General features: G+C 71.8%; 13 protein-coding genes. 9 read left to right on the top strand and 4 right to left on the bottom strand.

Going from position 1 to position 16,522, the window contains the following annotated elements; all coding sequences use genetic code 11:
* Positions 1–22: 22 nt before the first annotated feature.
* Entirely contained in the window at positions 23–529 is a 507-nt protein-coding gene (locus N5D62_RS18440) for a hypothetical protein (protein WP_279759334.1), read from the top strand.
* Between the two features lie 45 nt (positions 530–574).
* Entirely contained in the window at positions 575–1,165 is a 591-nt protein-coding gene (locus tag N5D62_RS18435; RefSeq protein WP_279759333.1) for a helix-turn-helix domain containing protein, read from the top strand.
* A gap of 41 nt (positions 1,166–1,206) precedes the next feature.
* Here the strand turns inward: N5D62_RS18435 and N5D62_RS18430 are convergent, their stop codons facing one another.
* The 3 genes from N5D62_RS18430 to N5D62_RS18420 all read right to left on the bottom strand — a co-directional run bounded on the left by N5D62_RS18430 (position 1,207) and on the right by N5D62_RS18420 (position 4,742).
* The gene (locus N5D62_RS18430) at positions 1,207–2,901 is read right to left on the bottom strand and encodes a carboxylesterase family protein (RefSeq protein ID WP_279759332.1); all 1,695 of its coding nucleotides are present in this window, start codon (positions 2,899–2,901) and stop codon (positions 1,207–1,209) included.
* Between the two features lie 157 nt (positions 2,902–3,058).
* Positions 3,059–3,691 carry a response regulator transcription factor gene (locus N5D62_RS18425; RefSeq protein ID WP_279759331.1) on the bottom strand — a complete coding sequence of 211 codons (633 nt, stop codon included), beginning with the start codon at positions 3,689–3,691 and terminating at the stop codon, positions 3,059–3,061.
* Between the two features lie 10 nt (positions 3,692–3,701).
* Positions 3,702–4,742, bottom strand: a complete 1,041-nt coding sequence (locus N5D62_RS18420) for a PAS domain-containing sensor histidine kinase (RefSeq protein WP_279759330.1) — start codon at positions 4,740–4,742, stop codon at positions 3,702–3,704.
* A 166-nt stretch (positions 4,743–4,908) separates the two neighbouring features.
* Between N5D62_RS18420 and N5D62_RS18415 the strand changes: the two genes are divergently transcribed.
* From N5D62_RS18415 to N5D62_RS18380, 7 genes are all read left to right on the top strand, one after another.
* The gene (locus tag N5D62_RS18415) at positions 4,909–6,153 is read left to right on the top strand and encodes a branched-chain amino acid ABC transporter substrate-binding protein (protein ID WP_279759329.1); all 1,245 of its coding nucleotides are present in this window, start codon (positions 4,909–4,911) and stop codon (positions 6,151–6,153) included.
* 18 nt (positions 6,154–6,171) lie between these two features.
* A complete protein-coding gene (locus N5D62_RS18410) occupies positions 6,172–7,119 on the top strand; it encodes a branched-chain amino acid ABC transporter permease (protein WP_279759328.1) in 948 nt (315 codons plus the stop codon).
* 37 nt (positions 7,120–7,156) lie between these two features.
* Positions 7,157–8,515: a branched-chain amino acid ABC transporter permease gene (locus N5D62_RS18405; RefSeq protein ID WP_279759344.1), complete on the top strand. Its 1,359-nt coding sequence runs from the start codon at positions 7,157–7,159 to the stop codon at positions 8,513–8,515.
* Positions 8,512–9,282 carry an ABC transporter ATP-binding protein gene (locus N5D62_RS18400; RefSeq protein ID WP_279759327.1) on the top strand — a complete coding sequence of 257 codons (771 nt, stop codon included), beginning with the start codon at positions 8,512–8,514 and terminating at the stop codon, positions 9,280–9,282. Before N5D62_RS18405 ends, N5D62_RS18400 begins: the two co-directional genes overlap by 4 nt.
* On the top strand, positions 9,282–10,058 hold the full coding sequence (locus N5D62_RS18395) for an ABC transporter ATP-binding protein (protein ID WP_279759326.1): 777 nt from the start codon (positions 9,282–9,284) through the stop codon (positions 10,056–10,058). Before N5D62_RS18400 ends, N5D62_RS18395 begins: the two co-directional genes overlap by 1 nt.
* A 130-nt stretch (positions 10,059–10,188) precedes the next feature.
* Entirely contained in the window at positions 10,189–12,756 is a 2,568-nt protein-coding gene (locus N5D62_RS28290) for an SDR family NAD(P)-dependent oxidoreductase (protein ID WP_347881824.1), read from the top strand.
* A 62-nt stretch (positions 12,757–12,818) separates the two neighbouring features.
* Positions 12,819–14,495, top strand: a complete 1,677-nt coding sequence (locus N5D62_RS18380) for a carboxylesterase family protein (protein ID WP_279759325.1) — start codon at positions 12,819–12,821, stop codon at positions 14,493–14,495.
* A 28-nt stretch (positions 14,496–14,523) separates the two neighbouring features.
* On the opposite strand, the gene N5D62_RS18375 is transcribed toward N5D62_RS18380, so the two are convergent.
* Entirely contained in the window at positions 14,524–16,494 is a 1,971-nt protein-coding gene (locus N5D62_RS18375; protein ID WP_279759324.1) for an ATP-binding protein, read from the bottom strand.
* Positions 16,495–16,522: the final 28 nt, after the last annotated feature.

Below are 16,522 nucleotides of genomic sequence, written 5' to 3'. Positions count from 1 at the left end.
CTCGCCTTCACCCCACCACGCCATGACCGCTTCCGTCCCCGCCACCATCGTCAACCACGTGTCCCTGGAGATCCCGGCGCCGCCGGACGCGGTCTGGGCCGCCATCCAGGAGGAGTACGTCGAGGCCAGGAAGTTCAGCGGAGCCGGCAGCATCGAGCCGTTCGACGATCCCGCCGCGGTGCGCGCCTACCGGATGCGCGTCGTGCAGGGCGAGGTCGTCGACGAGCGCGAGGTCCGCATCACCGAGCGCGACCACGCGGCGCGGCGCCTGAGCGCCTACGCGGACTACCAGACCGTGCCCGCGAGCGGCATGGGCGTCTGGGCGACGTACCACGCCCAGGAAGTCCCGGGCGAGGCGCGACGCACGCGCTACGCGATCGACTGCCACGCGCGCTTGCGGGTGGACGTGCCCGACGGCGCCGGCACGCCCGAGGTGCAGGCCGCGATCGCCGCGATGAAGGCGGCGTTCGACACCGCGCTGCTGGCCTACCTCGAGCGTTTCCGCGCGCAGTTCGAGCCCGGCGCCTGAGCGGCCGCGCTATCCTCCCGGCCCTCATCCACGGACGCCAAGACGATGCCCAACCTCGTTCCCAAGGTGCCGGCGACGACCTGGGTCGACGCCGCGCGCGAAGCGCTGATCGACGAGGGCATCGACGCGGTGAAGGTCGACCGCCTGGCGCAGCGGCTGGGCGTCACGCGGGGCGGTTTCTATCACCACTTCGCCGACCACGCCGACCTGCTGGCCCGGCTGCTCGGCCTGTGGCGGGAGACGGTGATCTTCGTGCCGCCGGGGCCCGCGCCAGCCACGCCCGCGCAGGCGCTGGCGGCGATCGACGCGCTGGTGGAGCGCCTGATCACCGAGGACGGCTACGAGCCCCGCTTCGACATGGCGGTGCGCGCCTGGGCCCATGCCGACGCGGCCGTGGCGCGCGTGGTCGAGGAAGTCGACACCGCGCGCATCGCCAGCCTGCAGCGCCTGTTCGCGGCGCTCGGTTGCAAGCCGCAGGAGGCGCGGATCCGCGCCCGCGTCTTCTACTTCCACCAGATCGGCTACTACGCGATCGGCGTCCAGGAGTCGGAGCCGCAGCGGCGCCGGCTCCTCGGCCACTACCTGAGCATCCTGTGCGGCGAGGAGAACCTGCGCGCCGCCCGCGAGGCCGGCTGAGCCTGCGCGGCGGGGCATCCCGACCCGCCGCGCTCAGGCGCTCAGGGCGCGGTCACCTTGAGCTGCGTCGGCGACGCGTCCAGCACCAGCTTGGCGGGGTAGTTCTTCCAGGTCACGCCCAGCGCCGGCGTGTTGGGATCGCCGGTGCGCGCGAAGGCCGACAGGCTCGCGATCATCGCGTCCGACAGCGCCTCGCGGCCCGGCTTGTTCGCCGTCGAGTACGCGAACGAGAACACGTTGGCGCCGAAGTTGCCGAACACGAAGGGGATGTCCAGCGCATGCGTGGCGCCGTAGACGGTGTTGAACGGCGCCGGCGCCTCGTCCCAGTCGAAGCGGTAGTACCAGACCTTGGTCGGCTGCTTGGTCGCGATCGCGGCCAGCTGCGGCGTGACCGGGCCGACGAAGATCGAGTTCGTCGCGAAGGCCGACAGCGCGTTCCAGCCGAAGGGCTGCGCCGTCACCGGCAGGTAGGCGGCGTTGATCAGGTCCGATTCGGCCAGCGTCGCCGCGCCGTCGGGATTGAAGTTGAACTGCAGCCCGAAGCGGTCGTAGTCGCTGAGCTTGAAGCCCGGGATGCCGCTGCCGGTCACGCTGCCGAAGAGGTTGGCGAACAGCGTGCCCTCGTCGCGCGTGTTGCCCGCCAGCACCGGCACCTGCTGGTACTGCCCGGCGCCCAGCGCGGCCGCGGCGTTCACCGGCACGACGGTGCCGTCCTCGATCGGCGCGGGCGCGTTGCCCAGCTGCGGATTGGCCAGCACCACCTTCAGCAGCTGCGCCGCGGACTGTCCGCGCAGGTAGGCCGCGATCTGCGCGTCCGTCTGCGTGGCGATCCAGGCCTGCGCCGCGGTCGTGTCGGCGGCCTTGCCGTCGGCGACCACGATGGCCGCGAGCAGCGCCCGCGAATAGGTCTGCGCCGTGGCGCGCGTGGCGTTGACGATGCCGCCGCTCATCGGCATGGCCTTGTGGAACAGGCCCGCCGACTGCGGCGAGGTCAGCAGGTTCCAGACGTTCACCGCGCCGGCGGACTGGCCCATGATCGTCACGTTGCCGGGATCGCCGCCGAACGCGGCGATGTTGTTCTTCACGAACTTCAGCGCCTGCATCTGGTCCAGCAGCGCGAAGTTGCCGGAGTCGACCAGCTTGTCGCCGGTCTTGAGCTGCGGCAGGTCCAGCCAGCCCAGGATGCCCACGCGGTAGTTGATCGTCACCACGACGGCGTTGGCCTTCTTCGCCAGCGCCTGGCCGTTGTAGACCGGGTCGGCCGAGTAGCCCGAGATGTTGCTGCCGCCGTGGATGAAGAACAGCACCGGCAGCTTCTCGTCGCCGGTGGCGGGACGCCAGACATTGAGCGTCAGGCAGTCCTCGTCGCCCACCGGCTTGCCGAAGCCCTCGCGCACGGCCAGGCCGTAGGGCGCGTCGTTGGGCGCGGGGCTGAAGTAGCGGCCGCCCTGCGCGCAACCGTGGCCGAAGGACTGCGCCGCCCGGGTGCCGGGCCAGGCCGTCGGGTCCACCGGCGGCATCCAGCGCAGCGCGCCCACCGGCGGCTGCGCGTACGGCAGGCCGAGCCAGGCGTAGGTGCCGCTGCTCTGGCTGTTGTCCACGCCCAGCACCGCGCCGAAGGCGGTGGTGCGCTGCGTGGGCGGCGGCGGGCCGTCGGAGCCGCCGCCGCAGGCGGTCAGCGACAGGGTGGACAGGACGAGGGTCAGCGTCGAGGCTGAACGGAGGATGGGGTTCACGGGCTTGTCTCCTGGTGTCATCGGCGCCTTGTGGCGGCGCTCCGCCGGCTGGCAAGGGGGTCCAGCCCGGCGTGGTCGATGCTAGGAAGCAGGCCGCGTGCCGGCCCTAGGACGATTCCGAGGCCGGCTCGGGACTTCCACCGAGACCGGCCTCGCCCTAGTGCACCAGCCCCTGGCGCACCGCGTACAGCACCAGCTCCGCGGTGCTGCCCAGCCCGAGCTTGACCAGCAGGTTGGTGCGGTGGGTGCTGACGGTCTTCACGCTGATCATCATCTCGTCGGCGATCTCGGTGACCGACAGGCCGCGGATCGTCATCAGCATGATCTGGTGCTCGCGCACCGACAGCCGCTCATGCGGCGGCCGGTCGTCCAGGCCGCGCAGCCGGTCCTGCACCTGGCCGCTGACGCGCGCGCTCAGGTACTGGCGGCCGGCGGCCACGGTGCGGATCGCCCGCACCAGTTCCGCCGGCTCCGTGTCCTTGGCCAGGTAGCCGCTGGCGCCGGCCTGCACCGCCACCAGCGCGTACTGCGCCTCCGGGTACATCGACAGCATCAGCACCGGCGGGCAGCGGGGCAGGGCCCGCATCGACGCCAGCACCTCCAGCCCGCTGCGCCCCTCCATGTTGATGTCCAGCAGCACCGCGTCGAAGGCCTGCGCCCGCACCAGCTCCAGCGCCTCGGCGCCGTTCTGCGCCTCGGCGGCGACGCGCATGTCGGGCTCGTCCTGCAGCAGCCGCGTCAGGCCGGAGCGGAAGATGGTGTGGTCGTCGACCACCAGCACCTGGATCATGGCGGGGGCCTCACAGCAGCGGGACCCGCAGCACCAGCGTCGTGCCGCGGCCGGGCGCGCTGTCGATCGCCAGCGCGCCGCCGACGGCGCGGGCGCGCTCGGTCATGCTCAGCAGCCCCAGCGAGCCGCCGTCCCGCGTCGACGGCTCGAAGCCGCGGCCGTCGTCGCGCAGCGTCATGACGAAGCAGCCGTCCTGCTCGCCCAGCGTGACGTCCACCTGGCGCGCCTGCGCGTGGCGCGCGATGTTGGTCAGACCCTCGTTGAAGACCCGGTAGACGGCGATCGCGCGCCGCGCCGGCAGGCGCAGCGGCGCGTCGTCGCCGCCCAGCGTGTGCCGCACGCCGAAGCGCGCGGAGAACTGCTGCAGGTCGTGCGCCATCGCCACCGCCAGGCCGGCGTGGTCCAGGGCGCTGGGGCGCAGCGACTCGGAGATCGCCTTCACCGTCTCGATGATGTTCTGCGTCAGGCCGAGCGCCTCCTGCGTCAGCGCCTGCTGCTCGGCGGTCTCGGCGCGCCGCGCGATGCGGGTCACGTCCATCTTCAGCGCGGTCAGCATGCCGCCCAGCACGTCGTGCACGTCGCGGGCGAAGGTCAGGCGCTGCTCCTCGAGCTTCTCGCTGGTGTACGCCGTCAGCTGCTGCAGCTGCTCGCGCGAGCGGCGCAGCTCCTCGTCGCGGCGCAGCCGCTCGGAGATGTCGATGCCCACGCCGCCCACCGCCGGCCGGCCGCGGAACATCATGCGGCTGCCGTGGATCTCGATGTCGACGATGTGGCCGTCGCGGTGCACGCCGCGGGTGTGGAAGCGCATGCTCTGCACCTCGCCGTGCAGGCGCTGGTAGTAGCGGTGCAGCACCGTCTCGTACATGTCGGGCGCGACCAGCTGCTTGAGCGTCATGCCGGTCAGCTCCTCCGGCGTGTAGCCCACGATGCCGGCCCAGGTCGCGTTGGAGTAGACGAACTGCTCGTCCTGCATGATGTAGATGCCGGCCAGCGACTGCTCGATGATGGCCTGGAAGGGGATGGCCGGCGTGTCGTCGTGTGACGTGTCCATCGCCCCATTCTGAAAGCTTCGCGCGTCCCGCTCCAGACCGGGGATTGCCCTAGTGCGGCCTCGGAATCGTCCGATGGGCGCGGCGCGGCGCGATTCCTACTCTCCTGGCACCAGAACACGACCCCGGCGATGGCGCCGGCGGCCGGACGAACCAGGAGACAAGAGCATGAAAGTCGGAGCGCGGCTGGCCGCGGCCATCGCCCTGTGCGCCCTCGCGGGCGCCGCATCGGCGCAGAAGGGCGAGACCGTGCGGATCGCCTTCATCGATCCGCTGTCGGGACCCTTCGCCAACGTCGGCCAGAACCAGCTCAAGAGCTGGCAGTACACCGCCGAGCGCCTGTCGGCCGACAACCCGGCCGGCGTGAAGTTCGAGGTCACCGCCTTCGACAACAAGGCCTCGCCGCAGGAGAGCCTGAGCGCGCTGCGCGCCGCGATCGACCAGGGCTTCCGCTACGTGGTGCAGGGCAACGGCTCCGGCGCCGCGCAGGCCATCATGGAAGCGGTGGCCAAGCACAACGCCCGCAATCCGGGCAAGGAACTGGTCTACCTCGACTACGCCGCGGTCGACCCCGCGCTGACCAACGAGAAGTGCGACTACTGGCACTTCCGGCTGGACGCCGACACCTCGATGAAGATGGAGGCGCTGACCTCCTTCCTGCGCGAGCAGCCGCAGATCAGGAAGGTCTACCTGCTCAACCAGAACTACTCGCACGGCCACCAGGTCGCGAGCTTCTTCAAGGACGCGGTCAAGCGCCGCCGGCCCGACATCGAGATCGCCGGCGAGGACCTGCATCCGATCGGCCAGGTCAAGGACTTCGCGCCCTACGTGGCCAAGATGAAGCGCGCCGGCGCCGATGCCGTCGTGACCGGCAATTGGGGCCAGGACCTGACGCTGCTGGTGCGCGCGATGAGCGACGCCGGGCTGAACGTGCCGCTGTACACCTACTACGCGATGGCCGCGGGCACGCCCAAGGCGCTGGCCGCCGGCGGCGCCAGCGAGGTCTACGTCGTGTCCTACGGCCATCCCAACCTGCCCGCGCCGATCGCGCCGATGGCGGCCGAGTTCAAGAAGCGCTTCAACGACGACTACTTCACCTTCGCCACCTACAACGGCATCGGGCTGCTGGCGCAGGCGATGGCCAAGGCGAAGTCGACCGAGCCGGCCAAGGTGGCCGCGGCGATGGAGGGCCTGCGCCTGAAGAGCTTCGCCGGCGAGGTGACGATGCGCGCCGCCGACCACCAGCTGCAGCAGACGATGTTCATCACCCGCTGGCAGAAGGCCAAGCCCGGCGAGTACAGCGTCGAGGGCACCGGCTACACCTTCGCGCCGGTCAAGCGGCTGGAGCCCTACGTGTCGACGACGCCGACGAGCTGCGAGATGAAGCGGCCGGCCGGCGGGGCCGCGGGCTGACGCGGGGCGGAGCGACGCATGGAATTCTTCGCGATCTCGCTGCTGAACGGGCTGAGCTACGGGCTGCTGCTGTTCATGCTCAGCGCGGGCCTGACGCTGATCTTCAGCATGATGGGCGTGCTGAACTTCGCGCACGCCAGCTTCTACATGCTGGGCGCCTACTTCGCCTACACGGTGACTGACCTGGTGGGCTTCTGGGCGGCGCTGGTGGTGGCGCCGCTGCTGGTGGCCGCGCTCGGCGCGCTGTTCGAGAAACACGCGCTGCGCCGCGCCCACAAGCTGGGCCACGTGCCGGAGCTGCTGATCACCTTCGGCCTGTCGTTCATCGTGCTGGAGATCGTGCAGCTGACCTGGGGCACGAGCTCGGTCGACTATCGGGTGCCCGAGGCGCTGTCGGGATCGCTGTTCACGCTGTACGGCACCACCTTCCCGGTGTATCGCGGCTTCATGATGGCCGTGGCGCTGCTGATGCTGCTGGCGCTGTGGCTGCTGCTGACCCGCACGCGGATCGGGCTGGTGATCCAAGCCGCGCTGACGCACCCGGAGGCCGCGCAGGCGCTGGGCCACAACGTGCCGCGCGTGTTCATGGGCGTGTTCGGCGGCGGCGCGGGCCTGGCGGGCCTGGCCGGCGTGATCGGCGGCAATGCCTTCGTCACCGAACCCGGCATGGCGGCCACCGTCGGCTCGCTGATCTTCGTGGTCGTGGTGGTGGGCGGCATGGGCTCGCTGGTGGGTGCCTTCATCGCGTCGCTGCTGATCGGCGTGGTGCAGACCTTCGCGGTGGGCATCGACGCTTCGCTGCCCGGCGCGCTGCAGTCGCTGGGCGTGACCGTCACGCCGCAGACCTTCGGCTACGCGGTGCTCAAGCTCAAGGTCAGCCAGGTCGCGCCGATCCTGCCCTACCTGTTCCTGGTGCTGATCCTGGTGTTCCGGCCCAAGGGCCTGCTCGGCAAGCGGGAGGGATGACATGAGCACGCCCGCCACGCATCTCCCGTCCTCATCGATGTCCTCGTCCTCGCCGTCCTCCGCGTCCTCGCCCACCTCGCTCCCCGCCTCCGCGTCGCCGTCGGCGAGCGGGCGGCGGGCCGTCGGTCCCGTGCTCGTCTGGGGCGGCTTCGCGCTGCTGCTGGCGGTCGCGCCGCTGGTGTTCAGCGGCGGCCTGGGGCAGACCATCCTGAGCCAGATCGGCATCGCGATCATCGTGTGCCTGTCCTACAACATGCTGCTGGGGCAGGGCGGCATGCTGAGCTTCGGCCACGCGGTGTACGCCGGCTTCGGCGCCTTCATGGGCATGCATGCGCTGAACCTGGTGGCCGACGGCCGGTTGCCGCTGCCGGTGAGCCTGGTGCCCGTCGCCGGCGGCCTGGCCGCGATGGCGCTCGCGATGGTCCTCGGCCACGTCAGCACGAAGAAGGCCGGCACGCCCTTCGCGATGATCACGCTGGGCATCGGCGAACTGGTGTGGGCGTCCGCGCTGATGTTCCCCGAGTTCTTCGGCGGCGAGGGCGGCATCTCCGGCAACCGTGTCGCCGCGGCCGAGGCGGCGGGTTTCCTGCCCGGCCTGGGCCTGAGCTACGGCCCGCAGATCCAGATGTACGGCCTGATCGCGCTCTACACCTTCGCGTGCACGGCGGCGATGTACGCCTTCACGCGCACGCCGCTGGGCCGCATCAGCAACGCGGTGCGCGACAACCCCGAGCGCGTGCTGTTCATCGGCTACGACACCCGCCGCGTGCGCTACCTGGTGTTCGTGATCTCTGCGTTCTTCGCCGGCATCGCCGGCGGGCTGACCGCGCTGAACGCCGAGATCGTCACCGCCGAGGTGGTGGGCGCGTCGCGCTCCGGCGCCTACCTGCTGTTCACCTTCGTCGGCGGCACCACCTTCTTCATGGGGCCGATCATCGGCGGCGTGCTGATGGTGCTGGCCTTCGCGCTGCTGTCGGAGTTCACGCGCGCCTGGCTGCTGTACCTGGGCATCGCCTTCGTGGCGATGGTGCTGTGGGCGCCGGGCGGGCTGGCCAGCCTGGTGATGGCCAACGTCCGCGTCGCGGCGCACGGCCGGCTGAAGGCGCTGCTGCCGGCCTACCTGGCGCTGGCCGCGACGCTGCTGACGGCGCTGCTCGGCGCCGCGACGCTGATCGAGATGGTCTACCACCTGCAGCTGAACGCCGCGCTCGGCCCGGCGCTGACCTTCCTCGGCCTGCCGCTGAACGCCAAGGCGCCCGGGCACTGGATCGCCGCGGCGATCGCGATGGTGGCCGGCCTGGCGTTGTTCAGCGTCGCGCGGCGGCGCTTCGCGGATCGCTGGGAGGCCGCGCAGGCGGTCATCGAGGAAGAGACTAGGCGGAGGGACGCGCGATGAGCTACGCGCTCGAACTGAAGGACCTGCGCAAGCGCTTCGGCCGCGCGGAGATCATCCGCGGCTGCCACCTGCAGGTGAAGCCCGGTGAGCGCGTCGCCGTCATCGGTCCCAACGGCGCGGGCAAGTCCACGCTGTTCAACCTGATCAGCGGCCGCTTCGCGCCCACCAGCGGCGAGGTGCTGCTGCACGGCCAGCGCATCGACGGACGTACGCCGTTCGAGATCAACCGCCTGGGGCTCTCGCGCAGCTTCCAGATCAGCAACCTGTTCCCGACGCTGTCGGTGTACGAGAACCTGCGCTGCGCGGTGCTGTGGAGCCTGGGCCATCGCTACAGCTTCCTGAAGCTGCTGTCGGGCCTGCGGGACGCGAACGAACGCACCGAGCAGCTGCTGCAGCAGCTGCGGCTGGAGGCCCGGCGCGACGTGAAGGCGATGGACCTGACCTACGCCGAGCAGCGCGCGCTGGAGGTCGGCATCACCATCGCCGGCGGTGCCAGCGTGGTGCTGCTCGACGAGCCGACGGCGGGCATGAGCCGCGCCGAGACGCGCCATTTCATCGCGCTGATCAAGGACGTCATGCAAGGCCGCACGCTGCTGACGGTGGAGCACGACATGGGCGTGGTGTTCGGCCTGGCCGACCGGATCGCGGTGGTCGTGTACGGCGAGGTGATCGCCTTCGACACGCCGGAGAAGGTCCGCGCCGACGCGCGGGTGCAGGAGGCCTACCTCGGCTCCGCCGTGGCCGACGCGCAAGGAGGAGGCCACTGATGGCGCTCGAGATCGACGACCTGCATGCCTTCTATGGCAAGAGCCACGTGCTGCACGGCGTGCACCTGCGCGTCGCGCCCGGGGAGATCGTGGCCCTGCTGGGGCGCAACGGATCGGGCCGCTCCACGACCGCCAAGGCCATCATGGGCATGGTGGACGCGCGCGGCGGGCTGCGCTGGCAGGGCCGGCCGCTCAACGGCCTGGCGCCCTACGAGATCGCGCACCGCGGCATCGCCTACGTGCCGGAGAGCCGCGACATCTTCCCGCGGCTGACCGTGCACCAGAACCTGATGCTGGGCCAGAAGCGGGCCCCCAGGTCGCCGGGTACGGCGCCCGCCCCCCGAGGGGGTGAGCGCCTCTTGGGGCGGTCCGGCGAGGCGCTCGCCCCGCGTCGGCCCGGCGGCTGGACCTTCGACGACATGTACGCGATGTTCCCGCGGCTGAAGGAGCGCGAGCATGTCGAGGCCGGCGTGCTCTCCGGCGGCGAGCAGCAGATGCTGACGCTGTGCCGCGCGCTGATGGGCGATCCCGAGCTGATCCTCATCGACGAGCCGACGGAGGGGCTGGCGCCCAAGATCGTCGAGCTGGTGGGGCAGTACCTGCAGACGCTGAAGGCGCGCGGCGTCTCGGTGCTGTTGATCGAGCAGAAGCTGACCATCGCGCTGTCCATCTCCGACCGCGTGCTCGTGATGGGGCACGGCAGCATCGTCTTCGACGGCACGCCGCAGCGCCTGCTCGACGACACCGCCGTTCGCAAGGAGTGGCTGGAGGTGTGACGCGCCTCGCCGCCATCGCCGGCCGCCCGGCCGCGCCGCACGCGGCGTCGCGCCCGGGCCCGCGACCACGCCCCCGCCCCCGCCTGTTCGCCGACTCACGTCCGTTTTCGTCTTTCCATTCCTCATCGACATGACTTCCAGGACTCCGACCGCCGCGCGCCCCTGGCTCGCGCATTACCCGCCCGGCGCCGAGGCCGAGATCGACGCCGCCGCCTTCGACAACCTGCCGGCGCTGCTGGAGGCGATGACCGCGCCGTTCGCCGCGCAGGTCGCGGTGACGAGCGGCGACGAGCACCTGGGCTTCGCCGAGCTGCATGCCCGCGCGAACGCCTGGGCCGCGTGGCTCGGCGCGGTCGCCGGCGTGCGGCCGGGCGACCGCGTCGCGGTGATGCTGGGCAACGTGATGGCCTTCCCCATCGTGCTGCTCGGTTGCCTGAAGGCCGGCGCGGTGCAGGTCAGCGTGAATCCGCAGTACACGGTGCGCGAGTTGCGTCACCAGCTGCGCGACTGCGGCGCGCGGGTGCTGGTGGTGTCGCCGCAGGCCTTGCCGGTCGCGGTGAACGCGCTGGACGCGGCCGAGGTCGACCGCATCGTCGTGGTGGGCAGCACGCCGGCGAGCGTCGCGCGCGGGCGGGTGAGCGCCGTGTCCTTCGACGACGCGCTGGCGCGCGGCGCGGAGGCCGCCGGCTGGACGCCGCCGCCGTTGCGGCGCGAGGACCTGGCGCTGCTGCAGTACACCGGCGGCACGACCGGCCTGTCCAAGGGCGCGGAGCTGACGCACGGCAACCTGGTGGCCAACATCCTGCAGATGCGCGCGATGCTGGGCGGCGCGATCACGCCGGGCGCGGAGGCGATCCTGACGGCGCTGCCGCTGTATCACATCTTCGCGTTGACGGTGAACCTGCTGACCTTCGCGACCTTCGGCGCGCGCAACGTGCTGGTGGCCGATCCGCGCAATGCCGAGGCGCTGTCCCGCGCCTTCACCCATGAGCGGGTGACCGCCGTGACCGGCGTCAACACGCTGTTCGGCATCCTGCTGGCGCTGCCGCAGCTGCGGGACGAGCACCTGCGGCGGGTGAAGCTGGCGATCGGCGGCGGCGCGGCGGTGCAGCGCGCGACCTCCGAGCGCTGGTGCGAGCGCGTCGGCCGGCACATCCTGGAGGGCTACGGCCTGAGCGAGACCGCGCCGGTGCTGACGGTGAACTCGTTCGCGCAGACGCGCTTCAGCGGCACGGTGGGCCTGCCGGTGCCGTCGACCGACGTGCGCATCGCCGACGCCGCGGGGCGGCCGCTGCCACCGGGCGAGCAGGGCGAGATCTGCGTCAAGGGCCCGCAGGTGATGCGCGGCTACTGGCACCAGCCGCAGGCCAACGAGGTGGCGTTCACCGCGGACGGCTACTTCCGCACCGGCGACATCGGCCTGCTGGACGAGCAGGGCCTGCTGCGCATCTGCGACCGGCAGAAGGACATGGTGCTGGTGTCGGGCTTCAACGTGTACCCGAACGAGGTCGAGGGCGTGATCGCCGCGTTGCCCGGCGTGGCCGGCTGCGCGGTCATCGGCGTGCCCGACGAGAAGACCGGCGAGGCGGTGCGCGCCTTCGTCGTGAAGCGCGACGCGGCATTGACCGAGGCCGACGTGCTGGCGCACTGCCGCGAGCAACTGGCCGCCTACAAGGTGCCGCGCCACGTGGTGTTCCTGGAGAGCCTGCCGACCTCGTCGGTGGGCAAGGTGCTGCGCCGCGAGCTGCGCGAGCCGCCGCTGGCCGCGTACGCGCAGCCGCCGCGAGAGGGCGGCGCGATGCCGCTGCAGGGCCGCGTGGCCATCGTCACCGGCGCGGGCGCCGGGCTGGGCCGCGCGCATGCGAAGTTCCTGGCAGGGCAGGGCGCGCGCGTGGTGCTGGTGGACCTGGGCGACAGCGCCGCGGGCGTGGCCGAGGAGATCGCGCGCGCCGGCGGCGAGGCGGTGGCGCACCAGGCCTCCGTCACCGACGAGGCGCAGATCCAGGCGGTGGTGGCCGACACGCGCCGGCGCTGGGGCCGGATCGACATCCTGGTCAACAACGCCGGCATCCTGCGCGACAAGAGCTTCGCCAAGATGAGCCTGGACGAGTTCCGGCTGGTGCTGGACGTGCACCTGATGGGCTCGGTGATCTGCTCCAAGGCGGTGTGGGAGGTGATGCGGCGGCAGAACCACGGGCGCATCGTGATGACCAGCTCGTCCTCCGGCCTGTACGGCAACTTCGGCCAGGCCAACTACGGCGCCGCGAAGATGGCGGTGGTCGGCCTGATGCAGACGCTGGCGCTGGAGGGTGCGAAGTACGACATCCGCGTCAACTGCCTGGCGCCGACCGCGGCCACCGGCATGACCGACAGCCTGCTGACCCCCGAGGCCAAGCGCGCGCTGGTGCCCGAGGCGGTCAGTCCCGCGCTGCTCGCGCTGGTGGGCGGCGACGCGCCCACGCGGGCCATCCTGTGCGCCGGCGCCGGCCACTACGCGCGGGCCTATGTGTCGCTGACGGCGGGCCGCTACATCGGCATGGCGCCGGACGCGGCCCAGCGCGTGCAGTCCCACTGGGAAGACATCAGCGAGCGGGCCGGCGACTCCATCCCCGGCGCGGGCAGCGTCCAGGTGGACCAGCAGCTCGCGGCGGCCTTCGAGGCCCGCCACCTCCGTCCGGAAGGCGTACCCCCCGCGTAGGGCCGCGGCACGGGCCGCTGCCTGAGCGCTTGTTCCCCAACGACAACGACCAGGAGACAACGATGCCGAGATTCCGTTGGATGGCCCATGCCCTTGTCCTTGCCGGCGCCGCGCTGCTCGCGGCCGCCGCCCCCGCGGCCATGGCCGCCGAGGCGACGGCGGGCGCCGCGTCCGTCGACCCGCGCCTGTGGCGCGCCACCGCCCAGGGGCTGGTGCGCGGCGCGGCGGAGGCCCGCACCGGCACCTTCCGGTGGCTCGGCCTGCCGTACGCCAAGCCGCCAACCGGCGCGCTGCGCTGGAAGCCGCCGGTCGATCCCGACGCCTGGGCGGGCGCGCGCGATGCGACGGCCTTCGGCCCGTCGTGCGCGCAGTCGGGGCGCTTCTTCAGCCCCGCGCCGGACAACGCGCCGTTCGGGCTGTCGGTGCGCGACGGCTTCGGGCAACTGGTGGGCTCGGAGGACTGCCTGACGCTCAACGTCTGGCGCCCCGCGGACAACGCCGGCCCGCTGCCGGTGATCGTCTTCATCCACGGCGGCAGCAACATCAGCGGCTACTCGTCGGACCCGATCTACCAGGGCGGCCCGCTGGCAGCGAAGGCGCGGGCGGTGGTGGTGACGATCAACTACCGGCTCGGGCTGTTCGGCTGGCTGGACATGGGACAGCTCAAGACCGGCGAGCCCCGCAACGACTCCGGCAACTTCGGCAACCTGGACCACCTGCAGGCGCTCAAGTACATCCGGACCAACATCGCGGCCTTCGGCGGCGATCCGGGCAACGTCACGGTGATGGGCGAGTCCGCCGGCTCGGTGAACACCTGGGCGCTGCTGGTGTCGCCGCTGGCGCGGGGGCTGTTCCACAAGGCGGTGTCGATGAGCGGCGGCATGCAGACCACCGACGGGCTGACGGCCAAGCTGTACGCCGGCGCGCTGATGCACAAGCTGCTGATCGCCGACGGCCGGGCCTGGGACGACGTTTCCGCGGAGCTCTACCTGCTCACGCAGACGCGGCAGCAGGTGGCGGACTTCCTGCGTTCGCGCACGGCGCAGCAGCTGGTGCAGGCGGAACGGGCGGTGGGCGTGCCGGCGCCGGCGGTCTTCGCCGACGGCACGGTGCTGCCGTCCAGTCCGATCGCCGCGATCTGGACGGGCCAGTACAACCGCGTGCCGATGCTGGCGGGCAACACGCGGGACGAGGGCAAGCTGTTCGGCCCGTTCAAGGCGAGCGAGTACGACCGCTTCACGATGCAGTACCAGTTCGATCCCGACGCGCCGCCGACGCTGACGGAGGCGGATTTCCTGAACCCGCTGTTCCTGCCGGTGGACCGGCCGGTCACGGGCTGGAACACGATCTCGTCGGTGGCGACGACGGCGGTCTTCGGCAAGGGGACGATCGAGTCGATGAACGCGCTGTCCTTCCAGCAGCCGTGGCAGACCTGGTACTACCGCTTCGACTGGGACGAGGAGCCGGCGCCGTTCGACACGGTGTACGGCGCGGCGCATGCGATGGACCTGCCGTTCGTGTTCGGCAACTTCGGCCGCAGCGCGCTGTCCTTCGCCTTCAGCGAGGCCAACAAGCCGGGCCGGCTGGCGCTGTCGGACGCGATGATGCGGTCGATCGGCGCGTTCGCCTGGACCGGGAATCCGCAGAACGCGAGCCTGGGCAGCTACTGGCCGACCTGGCCGGGACGGATGGTGTTCGATGCGTCGAAGACGCAGGGGGCGATGCGGGCGGAGTGGTGAGGATGCCCCGGGCGGTGCCGGGCGGCGCTCACTGGAGCGCCCGCCCCAGCGCCGCCAGGTCGTACGGCTTCCTGATCACCGGCAGGCCTTCCGCGCTCGCGGTCGCGGCGGCGTCGCTGTAGCCGGTGACCAGCACCACGCGCAGGTCCGGCTTGAGGCCGCGGGCGCGGCGCGCCAGCGCGACGCCGTCGATGCCGCCCGGCATCACGACGTCCGAGATCATCACGTCCGCGCGCAGCTCGCCTTCGAGCAGCGCCAGCGCCTCCGTCGCGTTCCTGGCGCTGCGCACGACCCAGCCGCCGGCCGCCAGCAACTGCGCCGACGCCTCGCGGACATCGTCGTTGTCGTCGACCAGCAGCACCACCTGCCCGGCGCGCAGGCCGTCCGACGGCACCGTCTCCGCGTGGCCGGCGGCCTTCGCGTCGTCGACCGGGAAGGTCATCGTCACCGTCGTGCCGCGGCCCGGCGCGCTGTCCACCTCGATCGCGCCGCCGCTGGCCGACACGAAGCCGTAGACCTGCGGCAGCCCCAGCCCCGTGCCCCTGCCGGGTTCCTTAGTCGTGAAGAAGGGCTCGAAGACGCGTTCCAGCAGCTCCGGCGCCATGCCGGCGCCGCTGTCGCGCACCCGCAGGACCAGCGACGCGCGGCCGGCCGCCGCCGACCGGGACGCGGCGATCTCCACCGTCCCGCCGTCCGGCATCGCGTCGCGCGCGTTCGTCGCCAGGTTGGTCAGCGCGATCTCGAGCTCCAGCGGGTCCGCCTCGATGCCGGGCAACGGCGTCTCCAGGCTCAGCCGGACCTCGTGGCGCGGCGCCAGTAGCGCCCGCAGCCCCTCGGCGATCTCCGGCAGCACCGTCGCCGGATCCAGCGGCCGCGCGTTCAGGCTGCGCCGTCCCGACAGCAGCGTCAGCTGCCGGGTCAGCGCCTCGCCCTTGCGCACGTTGCGCCGGATCACCGCCACGTCGGCGTCGACCACCTCGCCCGCCCGCCGCTGCAGGATCGACAGCCGGCCCGTCACCACCTGCAGGATGTTGTTCAGGTCATGCGCCAGGCCCGCGCCCAACTGGCCGACGGCCTCGAGCTTCTTCGCCTGCGCCAGGTGCGCCTCGGCGCGCTCGCGCCGGTGGATCTCCGCCTGCAGCGCCTCCGTGCGGCCCTGCAGCATCGTCACCGTCTCCGCCAGGTCCAGTTGCAGGCTGCGGAAGTGCCGCGCCAGCACCACCAGCACGACGGTGCTGGCGACCAGGCCCTCGGCGCGGGTGACGTACCAGGCCAGCGTGTAGCGCCCGCCGCTGAAGGTGCTCAGCCAGACGCCCGCGGCCTCGGCCATCAGCACGAAGACCAGCCAGACGAAGAGGGAACGCCGGAACAGCCCGCGCAGCCCGATCAGCGCGGTCGCCAGCGCCGCGAAGGCCGCGCTCGCGTACGAGCCGTGGCGGCTGACGTCGCTGAACATCTGCCGCCCGGCGACCGTCGACAGGGCCGCGGCGTCCGACCACTGCGACACCGCGAAGGCCGCCACCGTGGCCAGCAGCGCGATCAGGATCGGGGCCGAGCCGGCCTGGCGCGGGCCGGGCGCGGTCTCCCGGCCGGCGACCAGCACGGCCCAGAAGACGAAGGCGGCGAAACCGGCCCGCCAGGCGATGAACAGCAGGCTGACCGCGTGCGGCGAGCCCAGCACCGGCTGGCCGGGAAAGACCGCGCCAGGGAAGGTCAGCACGTGCAGCACGGCCATCAGGCCGGCGAACAGGTAGGCCGCGGCCAGGATCGCGTGCGAACGGGGCTGCCGCGGCGCGGAGGCCAGCAGCCAGAAGGTCGCCAGGTCGATCATGGCGGTGGCGGCGCCGTAGATGCCGCTCACGTGCGGCAGCGCCTGCAGCGGCAGCGAGGCGAACGGCAGGGCCAGCGCCATCGACGCCAGCACCGCCAGCGTCATGAGCAGCGCCAGCCGCTGCTGCGCGCGGCCTGCCATGTCCTCCATCACCTCGGCATGCGTCATCGTCCGGTCCACCCGTCAGGGCCTGAAG

Origin of the sequence: Mitsuaria sp. GD03876 (genome assembly GCF_029840635.1) — a bacterium.
Lineage (GTDB): Bacteria > Pseudomonadota > Gammaproteobacteria > Burkholderiales > Burkholderiaceae_C > Roseateles.
This window is presented reverse-complemented; position numbering and strand designations above follow the sequence as displayed.